Annotated in this window: 5 protein-coding genes; all 5 read right to left on the minus strand. The window is 51.9% G+C overall.

Features of this window, described 5'->3' with window-relative positions; genetic code table 11:
• The 5 genes from QTN95_RS00700 to QTN95_RS00720 are packed head-to-tail and all read right to left on the minus strand — an operon-like array spanning position 1 to position 19,424.
• Positions 1–3,219, minus strand: coding sequence for a non-ribosomal peptide synthetase (locus tag QTN95_RS00700; RefSeq protein ID WP_331415973.1), 3,219 nt, complete (start codon positions 3,217–3,219; stop codon positions 1–3).
• Positions 3,216–6,155, minus strand: coding sequence for a beta-ketoacyl synthase N-terminal-like domain-containing protein (locus QTN95_RS00705; protein ID WP_331415974.1), 2,940 nt, complete (start codon positions 6,153–6,155; stop codon positions 3,216–3,218). The genes QTN95_RS00700 and QTN95_RS00705 overlap by 4 nt, the downstream gene beginning before the upstream one ends.
• Positions 6,156–6,169: 14 nt before the next feature.
• Positions 6,170–10,777 (minus strand): condensation domain-containing protein, encoded by a 4,608-nt coding sequence (locus tag QTN95_RS00710; protein WP_331415975.1) that lies wholly within the window; start codon positions 10,775–10,777, stop codon positions 6,170–6,172.
• Positions 10,777–17,145, minus strand: a complete 6,369-nt coding sequence (locus tag QTN95_RS00715; protein WP_331415976.1) for an amino acid adenylation domain-containing protein — start codon at positions 17,143–17,145, stop codon at positions 10,777–10,779. The genes QTN95_RS00710 and QTN95_RS00715 overlap by 1 nt, the downstream gene beginning before the upstream one ends.
• Positions 17,133–19,424: a non-ribosomal peptide synthetase gene (locus QTN95_RS00720; RefSeq protein WP_331415977.1), complete on the minus strand. Its 2,292-nt coding sequence runs from the start codon at positions 19,422–19,424 to the stop codon at positions 17,133–17,135. The genes QTN95_RS00715 and QTN95_RS00720 overlap by 13 nt, the downstream gene beginning before the upstream one ends.
• Positions 19,425–19,490: the final 66 nt, after the last annotated feature.

Genomic DNA, 19,490 nt, shown 5'->3' on the forward strand with positions numbered 1-19,490 from the left:
TTACTCATCTCCTTGATATGCCGCTTGGACCAGCTTTTCGCCAATCAAGGTGGTTTGCTGTTGAATCGTTGGGGAAAGGAAAACATCAGCCAAAGTGATCTCCACACCGATTGTTTCCTTTATTTGACTCGCAAGGCGGGTGGCCGTAATGGAGTCAGCCCCAAGCATGAAAAAGTTATCGCTCATGTGCTGCACTGGCGAGTCAATCAGTGATTGCCACAACGTTGCGATCAGTTGTGCCAATGCGCCTTCTATGGCTTGTTGTTCGTGACCAGAGCTGCTGCACCAGTCGCGCAATTTCTGCCGATCGATCTTGTTGTTGGCCGTCAGTGGCCACGCTTCGACCGCATGCCAGATTTGGGGCATCAATGCCACAGGTAACTTGTTCACCAAGCGCTGCTTCAAACGCGCCTCAAGTCCCTCGTCCGGAACCCCGTCAGTGAGGTAGCACAAAGCAAGCTTATCGCCTTGACCTGAAGCAACGACCAACGCCACGCTTTGCACGACTCCATCAACGTCCGCAGCTAACAGTTCAATTTCACTGAGTTCGATACGATGACCATTGAGTTTCACTCGGTTATCGGTTCGACCAATGAACTCGAGGTTGCCACACGGACGCATTCTGCCGATATCGCCTGTGCGGTAGAGGCGCCCGTAATTCGGGTGATGGAGAAACGCATCCTCATTAAGATCGGGTCGATGCAGATAGCCGTCAAACACTCCAGTTCCGAAACACAACATCTCGCCTGAAACCCACACCGGTGCTAGGCCTCCATCGTGAGACAAGATCAGGTAGCCACTGTTATCTACGGGTTGGCCATACGGTAAGGATGGCCAATCATCCTCCAGTACCGTGACACGAGAACAGATATTCCAAACGGAAATCTCGGTTGGCCCGCCCACGGTATAAAGTTGGCAGTGCGGGGCGATGGACTTAAGTCGATCTGGTGTGTCCTTCCCGACCCAGTCTCCGCCTAAAATCATTAACCTCAAGCGCGCCAGTGTCACGTTCTGCTCATTGGCTACCGCGATCAGTTGTTGCGCCGCTGCAGGCACCCCGTTCCAAACAGTCACTTGCTCTGTGATGGCCAATTGAAGCCACTGTTCAGGCAGACGACGAGCACTCTCATCTGGCACCACGAGCGCCGCCCCAGCCAGCAAGCCACTGAATAGATCAAAGACCGACATATCATGATGGATGGCACTCAACGCCATGACGCGGTCACTCGGACTTAGATTGAACGTTCTTCGGTTGAACTGCGCAAAGTTACTCAGCCCTTGATGCTGAATGGCCACGCCTTTCGGTGTACCGGTAGAGCCAGAGGTGTAAATCACGTAAGCCAGCTGCTCAGCCTTCACCGTGCTCGCCAACAAGACGTTCTCCTTGTCCTTCGCCAGCTCGTCAATCTCAACCCGCTGTATTGTTTCCACCACCACACTCACGCCTGTGGTCTGGATGAGCAGATCGGCTCCTGACTCTGTCAGGATGGCAGACACCCGATCCTGAGGGGCTTCGATGTCAATAGGTAAATAGGCATAACCCGCGATAACGCAAGCATAAGCTGCCATAATCTGCTTTGGCCCTTTGGGCACATACAAAGCCACCACACCAGACGTCGGACGATACGCTTGGAGATTAGCCGCCATGATTGCGATCTGTTGATGCAACTGCGACCAAGTTATGGGCTCCCCTGCGTAGATGAGGGCTGTATTTTCGGGCTGCGTGCGTGCATGTTGCTCCAGCACGGCCCGCCAGTCGATCAGCTCATACGGCGTCTCGGTATCGTTCACCCTGTCCCAAATCGCTTGTTGCGCATCTGGAAGACGTGCGGTGACCACTTGTTGCCAATCAGTTCCTGCCGAGGAGATGAGCTGCAACAAACGTTCAAACTCCTCAAACATGGCTGCAATCACACCAGGTTCAAACTTGTGTACCAGCGCATCCCAGTTGATATTGAGTTGGTCTTTCAACATAAAGTACTGGCAATCGAGATCAACTTGAGGTGTTTGTGAAATCGCATGTTGGATCGTACCAAAGACCGCGATCTCGTCTTCAAACTGCTTTTGCTCCTGACCTAATTCTGGGGAAGCCGTGAAGACCACGGGCATGTTAGCCACACTGCCATGCTTTTTCGTCAGAGTACGTAAGAGTTCCATCCCACTCACCGATGCATGTTCCATGTCTTCCATCATTTGCTGTTGCAGTCGTTTCACTTGATCGGAGAAAGGCAGCTTGGCGTCCAGTTCCACCTCTAATAGCGAAAAGGTGGCAAACTCGCCGATCACGTGGTTCACGTCTGGGTGTACACTCGGGCGATTGAATCGAGGAATATTCAGCGTGAATGCAGACTCACCGGACCATTTGCCAAGCACAAGACTGTAAAGGGTCATCAGAACACTGCTCAATGTCACACCATGCTGCTGCGCATAGCCTTTCAGTTGCAGGGTTTGTTCAACCGATAACGTGGTTAAAAAGCGCTGGAACCCTTGTCCTTGTGGCTCACGTCGCGTCATTGGCAAGGAGGGGGCTGCGGGCAAAGTATCCAGACGCGGTTCCCAGTAAGCTTTCGCTTTAAGCGCTGCCTGACTTTCCTGTTGCTTCTGTTGGTAGATCACGTAATCGCGGAACGTGAGCGTAGACTTTCTCAGCCCCTCCGTGCTGCCGTGCTGATACAAGGACGCGAACTCTTTGAGTAGGATTTGATAACTGCGACCATCAATGCACCAGAGATCCAAACTCAGATGTAAGCGGTAATCGCGGTCAGCCAATGTCGTCACCACAACATGATTTTGCGGCCACTGTGTTAGATCTGACTTACGATGCGCCAACTCTTGACGCAAGGTATCCAAACGCTCGGGCACACTGTTGAAGTCAAACAGCTCAATGTTCACCTGAGGAAAACTGGACAACACTTGCTGATTCTCTGAGTCCAAAACTACGGCGTGCAACATGTCATGTCGCGCAATCACGGTATTAAGCGCCCATTCGAGTCGTTCAATATCGTACGACGCGCTCTGGAACTCCAAGTACAAATGCATCGCCACATCACCACCGTCCAGTTGACGGCTTCTGCCCAACCAATACGCTTGCTGCATATCCGTCATGGCAAACGGCTCATAACGCGCGTCACTGTCTAACGCGACGACTTCCCCCTGCGTCTTAGGAAGTTTCAGTCGGTCAAGAAGCTTTGCTCTGGTAGAGTTTGGTACCTGCGTCATTGGATGATCTCTATCTCTTCGGGTTGTTCTTCAGCTAACGTAAGTAAGGTCTGCATAAACTGACCAAATGTGCGTTGGTTTAAAAAGTGACTAATGGGAAACGACAGACCGAGTTGTTTTTCGAGCTGATCGCAAATTTGAATTGCCGCTAACGAGTTGCCTCCTAGGGCGTAAAAGTCACTGCCCTCATGTATCGAGACACCGTCACCGAGTTCGGTTTGCCACAAGGATTTGAGCCACAATGTCAGCTCATCATCGTCCTCATCGACCCGTGTCGGGGACAAATCCGGTTCCATTTGCTCGCCTCGCCAACGAATGCGATGGGTGGCCTGCTCGCTCCAGTATCGAGTGGTATCAAAACAAGACACCGGAATATGACCCGTGGGTGAGCGCGTTCCATCAACGTTCAAACGATCGCAGCAGAAAGCGATCGCCTTGGCCTGCGCCAACAGTTTGGCCTCCTCGTTAGACGAAAACGTTGTCGTCACCGAGCATTGACTGAGCACCGCCTGAACTAATACGCTCAATACACTGCGCCCCCCACATTCGATCAGCGCCACGTCTTGAGCCCGAAGTTGGTCAAGCACTAAGTCAAAACGAACCGTCTCAGTCAGGTGTTTTACCCAATAGTCTGCATCGACGTGGGTCAGCGTTTGGCCCGTTAGTGCACTGATCCAATCCCGCTGGATCGGGCGAAATTCAATCTGCTCACACGCCAAACGAAAAGCCTGCTTAGCCGCGTACATTTGTCGCGAATGGAAACCATGTGTGGTCTTGAGCCGTTTCGATTGATGGTTAAGGCCAGCAAGTTCACCCTCAAAGGCTTGAAGTGCCGCATCGGAACCCGCCACGACACACTGTTGCTCACCATTGACCACCGCGAGGTCAATCTCCGCGGGCAACAGCGGCAGCAAAGCCTCGCGACCCAAACTCACCGCCAGCATCCCCACTTTGTCAGTGCAGTGAGCCTCAATCGCCAAACCACGTTGGCAAACCAACCAGACTGCTTGTTCCTGTGTGAGAGCACCGCTGATCACCGCTGCGGAAAACTCGCCCAAACTGTGTCCTATCAAGGTGTCAAATTCGAGCCCTTGCGCCATGAGTGATTTCGCCAATGCAAGCTGATAGCAGAATTGATAGTAATGCGCCCCACCAGCGTGGGAAAATGCCAACTCAAATGGCATATCCTCTTGCCAAACCGCCGAGGCCGGGGCGATGCCCCATTCGCTTTCTAGCACCACATCACACTGGTTTGTGACTGCTTGGAATGTAGGATCCTGTTGGTAAAGCGCGCGCCCCATCCCTTGCCACTGTGCACCCTGTCCGGTAAACGCAAACACCAATCGCTTAGCACCACGTTGGATACTGCCATCGCTGATGGCCTGATCAAGTGCTTGCCAGGAATCACCAACAACCGCGAGACGATGCTCAAAATGGTGACGATGGTTCACTAACGTCCAAGCCACCGCTTGCAGCTCAGACGCCTTCGGTGTCTGCGCTCTCAGCCACGCTTGCCATGAGCACAGTTGACGCTGTAACGACGCTTCACTAGTGCCACTTAAGAGCAACACACTCAGCGCTTGTGACTCTGTTGCAGAGAGAGCAACAGCGTGGCTCAGTGGCGGGGCTTGTTCGACAATCAAATGAGCATTAGTGCCACCAAACCCCAGCGAACTGATCGCAGCACGTCGGTATTCGCACTCGGGCCAGTTGATGAGTTTGTTGGGGAGAATAAAGTGACACTTATCAAGATTCAGGGCCGGGTTAGGAGTGGTATTTCCCGCATTAGGAACAATTTTTCCGTAATAGAGAGACAACACGGTTTTGATAAACCCGGCGATGCCCGCCCCTGCGTTCGCATGGCCAATGTTGCTTTTTACCGCCCCTAGATACTGAGCTGACGTGCTTCCACCATACACGTCGCTCAGTGCGCGTATTTCGATCTCATCGCCGAGTTGGGTACCCGTGCCATGAGTTTCAATATATTGAATTTGGTTCGGTGTGAGCTCTGCCAGTTGCAAGGCTTTTTGCATCACTGCAGACTGCCCCTCAACACCAGGGGCCATAAAGTCCATTTTGGCGCGCCCGTCGTTATTGATCCCAGCACCGCGGATCACTGCCCAAATATGGTCACCGTCAGCAACCGCATCTTCCACACGCTTGAGAACAACGGTCGCAACCGCATGTCCATTTAAGGTGCCCGATGCGTCCAGACTGAATGGTGAACACTGGCCATTGTGTGACAAAATGCTGCCCGGCTGACGGACATAACCAAGGTCTTGCGGAAAACTCAACGCTGCGCCACCCGCAATCATCATGTCGGCCTGATAGGTCTGAAGCTGCAAACAAGCAGTGGCGATGGCCACCAATGAACTTGAACACGCCGTCTGCACCGTAAGCGCCGGACCGGTTAAGTTCAGTTTGTAAGCCGCCCAAGTCGCCAAAAAGTCGTTACTATTGCCGGTCAATACCTGCAACGCTTTCGCGTGATGGTTGGCATCTAAATGGGTGCTGACCGTCTCGCCCAAGTACTGGTTGGGGTTGCTGCAAGCGATGATGCCTGCGTTGAGCGTTCTCAGTTTCATCGGGTTGTAGCCGGCATGCTCGATCCCATGCCAGCACGCTTGTAAGAATCGACGGCATTGGGGATCCATAGTCTCCGCCTGCATGTCATTCATTTCAAAGGCACGTGCATCAAACTGATCAACATCATCAATCGGCATCGACCATGGCACATAGTGCTCATCTCGTGTCTTGCTGCTTGGCATGCCCATTTCTGTCGCAACCTCTGGGGCCGTATATCGACCCGCACTTTGACCTGATTGAACGAGTGACCAAAACTCATCAATGTTCCTGCAACCGGAAAATTCTCCCGACATGCCAATGACGGCAATGGCGCCCAATTCAGATAAAGTATCTATATCAGAGTGAGTCATGTGTGTAGGCTCCATTACTTGTTCATTCTTCGCTTAAAGCGTTGTTTGACTGAGGCGTGGCATGGCGTTTTGATGCTCTGCTCGCTTTGGTTTTGCTCGGCAGATGCCTCTGTTGAGCGAAAGCGAGTCAGCATCATACCCATCGATTGCAATGTCGGCGCAGAAAACAGATCTGCCATCGTGACGTTGTCGTACCCTAAGTCGTGTTCAATATGATGGTGCAGCTTGTAGAGCAGAATCGAACTGCCACCCAGTTCGAAGAAACTCTGCTGGTCGGAGATGGCATCGCAGCCAAGTAACTGCTGCCAGATCACACGCAGTGGGCCAACGTCCACGCTTTGAAGCGCTTCAGCACGAGTCGGCGTTGACTGGTTGTTCACGGGAAAAACAGGGCAAATCGGCTCTGCACCAATCAGGTAATCCCCTGCAGGTAACGACAGAAGCGATGGCATCGCCTGAAGACAATCCTCGGTTTGGAGCGCTTGCAGCCCAGCACGTTTCAACGCCGTAATATCCACTTCTCCCACAGACATCCCAGTGCCTTCCCATGCACTCCAACCAAACCAACACGCCCGTTGTCCTTGCTGCCTTAGTTGCATCACAACGCTGCGAGTGGCGGCTTGCGACATGTTGTAAGAGAGACTTTGGTGTCCACCTCTGACCCCATTTAACGAACCAAACACGAACCACTCCGTTGCCCCAACATCGTGATCGTCACTCAGGACACCCACTAGCTGTTTCAGGCCACCTTCATTGACGGTTTTCACCGCAAACAACGTCGACGGAGTTAAGCTTTCTAGAGAGTCACGATGAAACTGTGCTGCCAGATGAAACACTCGCCCAGGTGCTTGATTCAGGAACGGTCGACCAATTCGCGCCTCGTACCATGCCGCTTGAAGCGTATCTCGTGCGCTGAAATCCACAGGAATCCAGAAGTACTGCTCTGACGTCAAACACTCGGTGAACTTTGGCTTGGAGCGAGAGAGTAAAACGACAAATTCGCCAGCTTCAATGAGCATTTCCAACAAGTGATGAGCAATGCCACCTGAAGCGCCAGTTACCACGGAATAGGACGCCGTTTTGAGCGCGACGGGCGTCGAGCCACGTTGCCACTGCATGGCAAACTCACGCTCTTCAAACCCGGTCATGCCATCAAAGTGGAGCCGCTTAGCCCGGTTACCCGTCGGCACTCGATTTGCCTTCGAGGGGCCGACGCAGGTAACCACTTGTATCGACACCCCAGTGACACAGGCTTCAAACGCCTGAGCCCAGCGTTCTAATTCCGGTCCTTTCGCGATTTCAGTGATCAGCACCAGTTGCTGAACGGTGTGCTGAGCGAGTCTTTGCTGAATATCATTCGTGTGATGCAGTAATGCGTCCACGTCGTGCGCAGATAGCGCCACCACAGCGCGTTCAGAGGCAGCGCCTCCGGCAATAAAATCGCCCAGCGAGACAGGTGTGACCGATGTCAGCGAAGTATCAAGAAGTGGTGCAGAGAGTAACCTCGTCATCACTATAGGGTTGTCATTTAAGGCTTTGTCGCTAAGCCAATGCTCAACCATTTTGCGACGCTGAATTTTGCCCGCCGTCGTTTTAAGAAAGTCCGCGACCTCGACCCTTACCAGTTGGGTCGGATAAAACTGCAACGTTTCCGCGAGTTGTCTGCGGATACGATCATCGATATCCAGCTGAGGCGCGGATGAGGCAGCAACATAGAAGACCACCGCCGCATCGCCCTGATCTTGGTAGCCCGCTGCCGCCACACAGGTTTCATCCACCCCTTCCACCGAGCCGACGACGGCTTCTATGTCATGGTTGAAGAAATTCATACCGTTGAGCACAATCCTTTCTTGCAACCGCCCCGTCAGATAGAGCTCGCCCCCCACGATGACGCCACAATCGCCGGTATCAAACCACCCATCGCCAACAAAGGCTTTGTCATTGAGCTCGGGAGCCGCTAAATAACCCATGGTGATAGAAGGGCCGCGCAATTGCATCTTGCCGACCTCGTACTCATTGAGTACTTCATCGTTGTCGTTCACGATACGAATTTCCGTATTGGCGACCGCTTGGCCCAACGAGACAAATTCACTGTGTCCAATCTGGGTGTAGTCATCCATACTGTCTATCGCATAACTGTGTAACGACAGTGCTTTGGTGGAAACCACAGGGTGAATGGAGATAACGGTGCACGACTCTGCCATACCAAACGCTGGGGTTAAAACATGTGGACGTAAGCCCCAAGGGGTAAAAGTTTCGATAAATCGACGTACCGTGTCAGCCACCACCATCTCACCGCCATTGATCAGCTCCTTGAGAGAAGACAGATCGTAGTGCTCTGTGGTGGAGGCCAGTTCACTCGTCATTAACTTGTACGCGAAATTCGGACACCAACTGTGCGTCACTTGATACTCTTCGATCAGCGCCAGCCAACGCAGCGGAGACTGCAACACAAACGGCGTGGAGACGTGCACTTGTTCGCAGCCAAGATAGGTGTCACGCAGATGGGTAAACAGCAAACCACCAACATGATCAAACCCCATCCAGTTGAGTGACACGTCGCAGGCGAGTTGACCACGACTTTGGGTGATCAAATCACAGTAGTCGACAATCGTCTGATGACTTTGTTGAATGCACTTACTTTTGCCAGTCGAGCCCGAAGAGAGTTGAATGATGCCCGGACTGCCTGAGTCAATGGTGACCTCTAGATAGGGGGAAGCTGAACACTCACTTGGCACTACAATCTGTGCCTCTTTCACGCTGAGCATTAGCCCTGAGAGCGCCTGTTTGCCCGAAGGACAACATACGATCACTGCGTGATTCAGTTGAGTGTAAGCATCAACAATTTTGGTTAAGCCATCCTGCGTGGCCACTTGCGGTGCATTGATTGTCGCGGGCTGCCCCCCAGCCAATATAACGGCCCAGAAATTCACCACATACTGAGCTAAATCAGCAGCCACAACGATCACTGGACGACCAGCTTGCGACCACGGTTTGCCCTGCTGTAATCGCCCAGCCATCTGCACAGCTTGCTGATAGAGAGCTTCATAAGTCAAGATACTCCGATTCCCATCACTCGCGACAAACGTCAGGGGTTTATCTGGGTGTGTTTGCGCCGTGTTCTTTAGCATATGTGCAAGGTTTCGTGGTCGTGTGTCCGCAGGGGGCAAATGAGCACCTTTGATCCAAGCCTGAGTCAGAGGAGGTTCAAATGCCGAAGACAATTCGTTAAACGCCTGATTAAACTGTGCAAGCAAAGCATCGATGTCCGGTCCTTCATACCACGCGGGGTCGTACTCTACACTGATAGTGAGTTGGGTGTTCAACGCTGCCATTTGGATCGACAGAGGCAATTTAGCCTGCGTGTTCTTCACCACCTCAAGTTTATGAGGCAACGCAACATACTCGGAGTCCCAATCGAAACTCTGATAGCCAATCACCACCTGTGTTAATGGGTTATCGTGCGCAGTACGATGAGGCATAACGGCATTGACGATGTGACCAAATGGAACACTCTGATGGACGATGCTCTCTCGCCACTGTGCTTTCACATTACCTAAAACCTGTTTAGCAGAGGTGGTTAACAGGTGGTGCTGGGTAACGGGCACCACGTTATTGAAATAACCCAAACTGGATTCTAGATCTGTGTGCAAATCACGATTGGCGACCGCCACCCCCAACACCATCCGGTTACAGCGATATTGGCGGCCTAGAGCCAAGAACCAAGCGGACAGCAGCGTGTTGAATCGATCACTCGACGCCACTGCACTCAAACTGGCCTCGCTCAGTTGGTACTCCGCATGGCACGCCTGACTGCTGCTTGGTTGCTTGCGACGCAGCCAATCATTTTGTTTTGGTGCACACGCGAGCAGATCTTTCCAGTACTCTAGGCTCTGCTGCCATTCCCCTTGAATCTCGGCTTCTTTCTGATGCTGGGCAAAATGATCGGCACCCAAATTTTCTTCCGTCTTGACAGCGCCCAAATTCTGTCCATAGGCTTGGTCCAACATCCGGCGAAAACGTGCAGTGCTCCAACCGTCCCAGACGATATGATGTACCAATACGACCAAGCGGCAAGCCTGCGCTGTTTCAACCCACCAGAATCGCCACAAGGGTGGCGCGCTCAAATCGAACGGTGTCTCACTTACCTCAGCAAGCCAAGCTTCATAGTCTGGTTCATCCAGTTCGAGTTGCTCAAATGGTACGATCGACGTATCCGACCGATACAGCACAACTTCACCACCTTCGCGTTGAAACCCGCTGCGCAGAGCCGGCTGCTGCACTTGAACATGTGCGAGCACCTCTTTGAGACGTTCAAGATCCGGTCTTTGCTCAAATCGCAGAGAAAAACACAAGTTATAACTGGCGTTGACCGAAGCCGATTGGCACAGCAAATACAGATTCTCTTGCGACACCGAACACTGCGGATGAGCATTGAGCGCATGCGGCGTTGCTGACGCTTTAAGTAATGCCATCAGCGCCGGTTTATGATTTTTCAGTGACTCAATTTCATCACTTGTCAGTGCTCGCTGCGCTTCATACCCCAAATTTCCATCATTTGTAATATGCAGAAAAATGCCGTCTGCTCGCATCGACTGCAGTAGCTTTAGCGCGATTCCCATTAGATAACACCTGCTTCTTTAATGCTTGATTGGACGGGGCGGGTCGTTACAAGCGTCTCAATTAATTCGGCCATTTCGCTCAATATCAGTGAGTCGTACACCAGCCCCAAGCGCAATGACAGCCCGAAGGCTTGGTTTAATGCGTTCGTTAACGAGTTCACTAACAGCGAATGACCACCCATATCAAAGAAGTGACTGTCAGGGTCGCGAGGGCATATCCCCGTCAATGACTGCCACAACTGAGCAATATCGTTCTCTGTTTTCGTCAAGGCTCGCGCATTGCTCGAACTTTCCGGTTGCTGTTGAAGGCCCGCTGTCACGGCTCTGAGATCTACCTTGCCTGTTGCAAGCAATGGCATGTTGTCCACACCGAGCCAAACCTGCGGGCGCATGTATCGAGGTAAATATTTTTCAGCCAGATTCTGCAACGACTGCGGTGACACCGTGTTCGGGGTATACATGACCCCAATGCGCTGTTCATCGACCATGACCACAGCCAGTTGTGTAATGGCTTCGTGTGCCGTCAACGTCTCTCTGATCTCAGCGAGTGACACTTTTTGGCCACGAATTTTTACCAACTGCTGTTGACGTCCGACAAACACCACTTCGATGCTTTCCAACGCCGGATTCTCACTGTGAAGCTGGGCCATGTCGCTACTAGCAAAGGTGGCCTCTCCGCGAGCATTCCGAGGGAAAGGCGTTTCACCCAGATAGCCAGCGATCACTTGTGTCCCCGAGATCATCAGTTCGCCTTTTCCCCCTAACGGGGTGAGGCATCCCCAGTTATCACGCAGCTCAATGCGCGTGTTAAAGAACGGTTGGCCTAAGGTAATGTGCGGATGGCGTAAATCGATACGTTTTGCCAGCACATCGGCTGCCACTTCGGCACTGCCGTACACGTTCCACAGTTGTAGATGCGGCCAGAGGTTCTTCACCCGTTGAGCAAGCGTCAGCGACAGGGTTTCACCGCTCAGAACCACATGCGACAACGAGCGATAGTGGGACACCATCTCGGGATATTTCTGTCCGTGCTCAACCAGTGTTTCCATTAAAGATGGCACCATGACTAAGCGCGTCACTCCATGATTGGCGATGCATTGGGCGAACGCCTCAGGGTCACACTGAGCCTGAGTTGGGATCAGGGCAAGCGGGATACCTTTCAGCAGTGGGGTAAACACCTCTGCAATGGAGTCAACAAAGCTGATCGAAGTTTTGAGTGCACACACTTCGTGCTCAGCATAAGGCATCTGTTGCCAAGTCCAGGTGAATCGGTTCAGAGCACTCTCCTCTGTTGCGGCTACGGCTTTCGGCGTGCCTGTCGAGCCAGATGTGAAAGTCACGTATAGGAATGGCTTGTCGATTTGACGCGCTTCGCCGCCTAAATGCTCGATATCTTTGACGTGGCTTGGGGCAACGTACGGCACGCCAAGGTCAATATTGCTCTGACCTAACACCAATTCGCATTCCGAAATGGCCACCATCTGCTGCAGTCGTCCGTTCGGCAAATTGGTCGCTAACGGAACATAACAAGCAGAAAGTTTGATAAGCGCGAGCAATGACACCAACCACTCTTCACCAAGATCGAGATGAACCCCCACTCGGGAATGTTCACCAATGCCAATGGAGGACAGCGCTATAGCCAAAGCATGAGCACGCTCATCGAGTTGGGCAAAAGTGAGCGTGACGGTTTCATCCATATAAGCTGGCGCGTGCGGTCTAGTCTCCACGACCTTTAGCCAAAGCGCTCGAACAGTCTCTGATGGAATCGGCAGCGATGGTCCATTGAGTACCGCCTCTTCTGGTTCAGCGTTGTAACAAAGTGTACGGAGCTGTCGCGACGGCTGTGCCAGCATTTGATTGAGTAATGTTTGGTATTGAGCCAGTAGCTGACGCATGCTAAACGCAGTAAATAGCCCAGTTCGATACACTAGGTTGATCCGACCGCTGTCCTTGTTTAACTGAACATTCATCTCCAGTTCAGTCGACAAAGCCGCTTGCTCTGTCGGTTTGATCACACAACCCAACTCGCCTTCGAACGATTTCGAGTTATCCAGAACAAAGCTTGTCTGATACAGCGGGTGACGACGACCGTCACCACCCGCGTCCACTTCACTAACCACACGGTCAAAAGGCAATGTCGAATGCTTCAACGCGGCAAGCAGCGTTTGGGTTTGGTTTGCAATGAGCTGTTCAACACTCCAGTCAGCATCGAGACACAGACGGATCGCCACATTATTGAGGAATAAGCCCGGAATGTTTTGGATCTGCGCTGTCGGTCGATTCGCAACATGCGTTCCTATCACCACATCATCCTGAGCCAGATAGCGACTGATCAACAGTTGAAATGTGGACATCATGACGGCAAATTCAGTGCTGCCCTGCTGCTCAGCAAATACTCTGATCGCACGAACGGTCGCGGTATCCAGCGCCAGCCCTTCTGTCGCGGCAGAAAAATCGTTGTACTGAGGCGCAAGCTGAGTCGGCAGCAATGCTGAGTTCTGATAGCCCTCTAATTGACGTTGCCAAAAAGCGATCTCGTGTTCCGCAGCCTTTGCTTGCGATTCCCATTGACAATAATTGAAGTAATCCGCGCGGTCAGGCTGTCGCTCATGTTGCTCACCATAGTTGTCTTGCCATGCTTTCAGTAAGACCTGCAATGACCAGCCATCAAACAGGGCATGGTGCACTGTCAACAGCAATTCATAATGTCCGTCTTCGTGCGTGACAAGCTTTGCCCTCCAGCCGTGTCCGGAGGTAAGATCTAACCCTTCCCGCGCTTGTTCGCGACTCAAGTTTTCAATGATCGACTCGTTGAGAGGTAAACGATGGACGCTGACACGCGGCATCTCTGTCGTTCTTATCCAATGGCCCTCCAATAAGGTCGACTGAAAGACATCGAACTGCACTAAGGTGCGTTCTAACGATGCATGCAGTCGATCAATGTCGCAGCCCTGCCGAAGCGCAATTCTGAACGGAAGATTAAACAGGTTCGGCTGCTGGGTCATTTGTTCTACAAAGCAAATGCGTTTTTGCCCTTGCGACAGTTCCGCGCCAGAGAGTGGTCTGTGCGATAGTGCCAACACTCCCACGTCAACATTGTCCAACATCAACGCGGCTTGTTGCTCGACCGTGCGAAGCTCAAACAAACTGACCACCGAATGTTTGTTGTGACCTTGCGGGAACATCAGTGCAAACAATTCAACCGCAGTCAGTGAATGACCGCCAAGTAAGAAAAAGTCATCGTGCGGTGTTTGCGGCGCTCGACCTAGCACTTCTTCCCACAATACGGCGACAACACGATGCTCTGGTCGTGTAATGTCAGCCTCCACTTGGCGCTTTGCGGTTAATGGCTCGCAGTGCATCGAACTCAAGGCAGACTTGTCAACCTTGCCATTGGCAGTCAGTGGAATGCTCTCAACCACAAAATACAAAGAAGGGATCATCTGCGCAGGCAATTGAGCCTCGAGCAACGCGTTTAGCTCCTCTACCGACGGGTTTTGCCCCGGCTCGGCCACCAAGTACGCTTGTAGCTCATTACCCTTAACCACCACTTGCGCCTGCTCGATCGCACGATGACTTTCCAGTGCACGATGGATCTCTTGAGATTCAATGCGATAACCACCCACCATGATCTGGTCGTCTTGACGACCGATAAATTCGATATTGCCATCTGAACGATAACGACCAATGTCACCCGTGCGGTAGTAACGCTGACCATCCGTCCCTTCATAGAACTTTTCGTTCTCTAATTCAGGCCGGTTCACGTACCCAGGCGTCACTCCGACCCCACTACAACAAAGTTCACCTTCCACCCAAAGCGGGCAATCTCGCCCGTGCCGATCTAAGATTCGGTACTGGTTATTGGCGATAGGTTGACCATAAGGGACACTCGACCAAGTGTTATCAAAGGTGGTCACCTCATACATGATATTCCACAATGTCGTCTCCGTCGGCCCACCAACGGAGACCAAGCGAGCATTTGGTAACATTGCTTGCATCTCAGAATGGGTCGATAGCGGGATCCAGTCACCACCTAAAAAGGCGACACGAACCTCGTTGAGGAGCTTGGATGGCGTCTGTTTTAATGCCGCGAGCAACATTTGCATCAACTGAGGGACGCTGTTCCAGCAGGTCACTCCGTAATGGGTCATCTGACAGAGCCAGCTCTGCGGATCACGGTAATTCTTCGACGCTGGGTACACCAAAGCACCACCCGTTTTGATCGCCGCCAACAAATCAAACCACGCCATATCATGATGCAGTTGGGTCAGTCCGAAAAACACATCTTGTTGATCAAACTGAAAGCGTTGAATGGTCGCATTCACCGCGTTGTGCATCGCTGCTGCGGCAATTTGAACGCCTTTGGGCTGCCCTGTTGACCCGGATGTATAGATAATTAACATGGTGACTGACGACATTTGCCGTGCTGGCATTGCTAGATCCGTTGTCGTACCCGCGATGTCTAACGTGCTAACCCCAATTTGAGCCGCCAGTCCCTGATACAAAGTGGAACATAAAATCAACGGCGCTTGCGTATCTTCAGCGATAAACTGAAGACGGCTAACTGGATTCGAACCATCCACTGGCACAGCGATATGACCCTGATGGTGGATGGCCAAGTACGCCGCCATTTGCTGCCAGCCTTTTTCTGCCATGATCAAAATGGGTTGGTGAGGGGCAAGCTCGCATTCAGCGATCTGACTGGCGAGTACACTGACGCGCGTCGCCAATTCAGACCATGTGGTTTCACCTTGTTCACACGCGATCGCCATCTGATTCGGGTAGCGAGCGACGGTCTGAGTAAAGTCGGTCCACACATCTCCAATTAATAAGACCCGATCTTCGGTCAGTACCATAGGCGCAATCTCAGGCAGTTGAGCTTGAGTAGCGTGCCCTAACAGGCCCAAAATGCTGTCGATAAACACCGCGAACATTTGCCCGACTTGACCTGGGTAGAATTGGTATTCTCTGGCATCCCAAAACACGTATAAACCATCACGGCTCTCGTGGTACTGACAATCGATCTTCACCTGCGGTGTCTGTGAAATCGCGTATTCCAAGCGACCAAATTGCTGGAGTGTGTCTATGAACGACTGCTTTTCGCCACTCGGCGTAATCCACTCTGGTGCATTGGTAAACACAAAAGGCATCGTCTGGACACTGTCCGTAAGCGCATTTCTTTTGCGCAGGATATCAACACCCGACACCCCAGCTTCGACACTCTCTAGCACCGACCGTTGAGCCTGCTTAATGCGGTCAGCTCGATCCATCTCGACACTAAAATCAAACCCAACCAGAGAAAACGTGGCAAACTCACCAATGATTTGATGGATTCTAGCGTCGTCAATATTGCGATTGAATCGTGGCACATTCACTGTAAAACGGTCATTGCTCGACCACAGGTGAAGAACCTCTGCATACAAGGTCAGCAACGTGGAAGCTAACGTCACGCCCTGACTGGCACACCAACGCTTAAGCTGTAATATCTGCTCGTTCGACAACCAGCGATCATACCGCTGGAACACGGGTGTCACGGACGAGCGCTGCCGCTCTGGAACGGCCGGCGCTGGCGGCAATTGATGGGCTTGTTTGTCGATATACGCAACCTGCTGTTGACTGAGCGTACCCCCAACATGGCGGCAGTAATCCCGAAAAGTTAACTCGATCGAAGGCAGTGGCTGCGCACTACGATACAGTTGCAGCCATTCCTGAAATAGGATTTGGTAACTCCATCCGTCAATACACCAACAGTCGAGGCTCAGACATAAAGTTTTCTTATCGTGCGATGCCACAACTTCAAACTGATGTTGGGGCCATAAAGTAAGGTCGTAATTAGCATGGGACAAACGCTCGCGCGTTTTAGCCACTGTCGCGTCAAAGCCATCCTCAGCCTCAACCACAGTGAACGGTTGTACCGTCACCGCATTGAGTACCTTCTGGTGTCCATCCGGCGTCACCACCGCACGCAACATGTCATGGCGTTGGACCATGGTGTCCCACGCAAGCTGCAACCTATCAATATCGAGCCCAGTTGCGTCTATTTCAAAATAGAGGTGGATCGCGACACCACCACCTTCCACAGACTGACTGCGGCCCAACCAGTAAGCCTGCTGGTTCTCATTGAGTTCAAATGGCTCAAAGCGCTGCGCTTCTGACGAGTCAATCACGCTCGTAGAAGCTGACTCACGGAAGTAATCCAGAAATTGGTTTTTATGAGACTTGATCAGCGCCACCTTTTCAGCATCGAGCGCACCGTTCTCGCTCGATACTTTTAACTCGCCATGCATCGCTCTGAGTCGGATTCCTTGCTCTTTAAGCTGCTTTAAAAGAGAAAATATCTCGTTGTGATTCATAGTTAAAACGTCCATTCTTGCGTCGTTTCGTCTTGCATTTGATTCCATTGCTGCAGCTCGGCCCAATCACATATCGCCTTGGGTGAAGAATTTTCGACCAGAAAGGAGAGTTCGAGGCGATGAGAAAACGTCGAGCGAAGTTGGGTAAGAAGTTGCATCAAGTGCAGAGAGTTACCACCCAGCTCAAACAGTGATTTGTCGCTGCACTCGACAGGAGCGCACAACAACGCTTCATAGATTGCTAATACTGTTTTCATCGTCTCTGAGCAGGGAGCATCCAATACCGTGGTCTGAGTTGGTTGCATGAGGGCGTCCAACGCTTTCTGATCTACTTTTCCATTCGGGTTCAGCGGGATGGACAACACAGGAAGGACAACTGCCGGCTGCATGTAGTGCGGCATGTGAGCCAGAGAGTGCATAACATCCAAGACTTCACTACCATCAACACTGGTGTAAAACGCCTGTATTTGGCGTTTGACCGGACACATTCGCACATAAGCCGACACCACCTGAGCATGGCATCGTAACGCTGTCTGGATTTCACTTAGCTCGATGCGAAAACCATTGAGTTTGATCTGTGAGTCCACGCGCCCGACAAACTCGATCTCTTGCTCAGCCGATACGCGCGCGTAATCTCCGGTCAAATAGCCGCGCTCGCCGTTAAACTCGATAAATTTCTGCTCGGTTTGCGCCTTCGCACCAACGTATTCCGTGGCTAGCCCATCACCAAAGCACACCAGTTGACCCACTTTGCCCTGCGGTACAGGTTGCTGCGCGTGATCAAGCAGCGTGATTTGCGTACCTTTGACCGGTTTACCTATTGGCAGATCTCTGCTTTGATGCGCGATAGCGGGCTCAACCACGTGCGTGGTCGTAAATATTCCGTTTTCTGTCGGCCCATAGCAGTGGATAAACTGCGTAGTTGGCGCTTGCTCCAATGCCCTTTGCACATGAGGCATCGATACTTTTTCACCACCAAACATCACATAAGACAGAGTGCCGAACACCGAAACGGGCGCATCGGCAATACGATTAAACAGCCCGGAAGTGAAAAACGACGTGGTGACACCAAACGCTCGTAACGTATTCGATAACACGTGGACATCTAGCACTTCGTCTTTATCCAATATTGCCAGCGTCGCACCGTTATACAGTGCTCCCCACAGCTCCAACGCAGAGGCATCAAACGCTGGGTTAGCGATATAGCTAAAAACTTGCTCTGACATCGGGCCTAAGAAGTTTGGCTGGTCAACAATCCGCGCAATCGCGCGTCCCGGCAAAGCGACCGCTTTCGGCACACCTTCAGACCCCGATGTGAAGTACACATAGTTCGGTTTGCTAAGTGTGAGCGGCGTTGCTGTCAACTTCACAGATGGCGTCTGCACCTTTAGTAAAGAGTCAATAACGATAAGCTCGGCATCGCAACTCAGTACGCGAGCTTTTTCAGATCGGGTGATCACACACTGGCACTGCACAATCGCCAACTGAGTCTCGACCCGCTCCAGCGGCGTGTCGTAGTAAATAGGCACAACCGGATATCCGAGCCCATGGCAAGCGAGAGTTACAACAATTTGATGCACATCCCTTTCCAAATACAGTGCAATAGGCTGATCGGAATGGCAGTGGCAAGCCAAATGCGACATGAATGCCTCAACCCGAATAAGCAACTCCTCGTAGGTCCAAGTCAGCTGAGTAGAAACAATGGCGGTGCGGTTAGGGTGACTGCGCGCTTGATGATAAAACGCCAAGTATAAGGCATCGTCAGACGTCCACTCATTTGGCGCTCCCCTCAACCAGGTCTCATCTTTCCATGCTGTACTCTGACAGTGTTGAAGGAACAGCTCAATCTCGTTCGCGTGATAGCCAGGGGAAAAATGAATCGTTGCGTCAGAGCCGAACGTCATTACCAACGTATCGTATTCGCTGCCAAGCATATCGTGTAGGTCTTCGGCAGCTCGCGCATCAAAACTGACCACTGTGCGAATATGTCGTGATGGTGATTCGACAGACTCAAAACGAAACTGCTGAACAACTTGGTGCTCTAGCGACCATTCCAATGAGGCGATATACCACTGCGCCTTAAGCAATACATTACAAACTAGATACCCTTGTCCCGTCATTTCGGCCCCAACCGAAAGGAGATGGTGAACCTGATCATCTGGCTCTCGCAAATCCAGAGACAATATTGGTAGAGATGTAAAGCCAGACTTATCTTCCACTCGGCGCACAACTGGCAGGAGGAAATAATGCGCTTCCTGTTCGCTTGGAAGGAGATAGGATTGTTCTGCTAACACGTGACGCGTCCCTGTGGTGAATTTGTAATAAAGGAACGTCAGATTAAACCAATACTCCACAAATGG

Origin of the sequence: Vibrio sp. M260112 (assembly GCF_036533775.1) — a bacterium.
Lineage (GTDB): Bacteria > Pseudomonadota > Gammaproteobacteria > Enterobacterales > Vibrionaceae > Vibrio.